The following is a 1,499-nucleotide window of genomic DNA, read 5'->3' as shown; positions in this document are numbered from 1 at the left end:
GCCGTGAGCTGCGGCGTGACGCAGTGCCAGGAAACCCTGCGCACCGCGATGGCCATCGGTGCCGACCGCGCCATCCTGGTGGAAACCGCCGAGGAACTGCAGCCGCTGGCCGTGGCCAAGCTGCTCAAGGCCCTGGTCGACAAGGAACAACCCGGCCTGGTGATCCTGGGCAAACAGGCGATCGACGACGACGCCAACCAGACCGGCCAGATGCTGGCGGCCCTGGCCGACCTGCCGCAGGCCACCTTCGCCAGCAAGGTCGAAGTCGCCGACGGCCAGGCCAAGGTCACGCGCGAGGTGGATGGTGGTCTGGAAACCCTGTCCATCACGCTGCCGGCCATCATCACCACGGACCTGCGCCTGAACGAGCCGCGCTACGTGACGCTGCCCAACATCATGAAGGCCAAGAAGAAGCCGCTGGACGTGGTCAAGCCCGAAGACCTGGGCGTGGACGTCAAGCCGCGCCTGAAGACGATCAAGGTGGCCGAGCCCGCGGGGCGCAAGGCCGGCATCAAGGTGGCCGACGTGGCCGCGCTGGTGGACAAGCTGAAAAACGAAGCGAAGGTGATCTGACCATGACCGCACTTGTTATTGCCGAACACGACAACGCCAGCATCAAAGGCGCGACCCTGAACACCGTGACCGCGGCCCTGGCCTGCGGTGGCGACGTGCACGTGCTGGTGGCCGGGCACAACGCCGGCGCCGCAGCGGCACAAGCGGCCCAGATCGCCGGCGTGGCCAAGGTCATCCACGCCGACGCCGAAGGCCTGGCCCACGGGCTGGCCGAGAACGTGGCCGCGCAGGTGCTGGCCATCGCCGGCGGCTACAGCCACATCCTGTTCCCGGCCACGGCCTCGGGCAAGAACGTGGCCCCGCGCGTGGCGGCCAGGCTGGACGTGGCGCAGGTCAGCGACATCACCAAGGTGATCAGCGCCGACACCTTCGAGCGCCCGATCTACGCCGGCAACGCGATCGCCACCGTGCAAGGCACCGACGCCACGCACGTGGTGACGGTGCGCACCACCGGCTTTGACGCCGCAGCGGCCACCGGTGGCAGCGCAGCCGTGGAAACCGCAGCGGCCCAGGCCGACAGCGGCAAGAGCCGCTTCCTGGGCAACGAGATCGCCAAGAGCGAGCGCCCCGAGCTGACCGCGGCCAAGATCATCGTCTCGGGTGGCCGGGCACTGGGCAGCAGCGAGAAGTTCAACGAAGTCATGACGCCGCTGGCGGACAAGCTGGGGGCGGCCCTGGGGGCCAGCCGCGCGGCGGTGGACGCGGGCTACGCGCCCAACGACTGGCAGGTGGGGCAGACGGGCAAGATCGTGGCACCGCAGCTGTACATCGCCGCCGGCATCTCGGGCGCCATCCAGCATCTGGCGGGCATGAAGGACTCCAAGGTGATCGTGGCGATCAACAAGGACCCCGAGGCGCCGATCTTCAGCGTGGCCGACTACGGCCTGGAGGCCGACCTGTTCACGGCCGTGCCGGAGCTGGTCAAG

General features: G+C 68.9%; 2 protein-coding genes. Both read left to right on the top strand.

Annotated elements, in window-relative coordinates:
- Positions 1-573: electron transfer flavoprotein subunit beta/FixA family protein (locus tag AAHB17_RS24415; protein WP_342133659.1), on the top strand; the 573-nt coding region annotated here is incomplete at its 5' end.
- Positions 574-575: 2 nt separating this feature from the next.
- The coding region (locus tag AAHB17_RS24410; protein ID WP_342133658.1) for an electron transfer flavoprotein subunit alpha/FixB family protein at positions 576-1,499 on the top strand (924 nt) is incomplete at its 3' end.

The organism is Hydrogenophaga sp. OTU3427 (assembly GCF_038440225.1).
Taxonomy (GTDB): Bacteria; Pseudomonadota; Gammaproteobacteria; order Burkholderiales; family Burkholderiaceae_C; genus Hydrogenophaga.
This window is presented reverse-complemented; position numbering and strand designations above follow the sequence as displayed.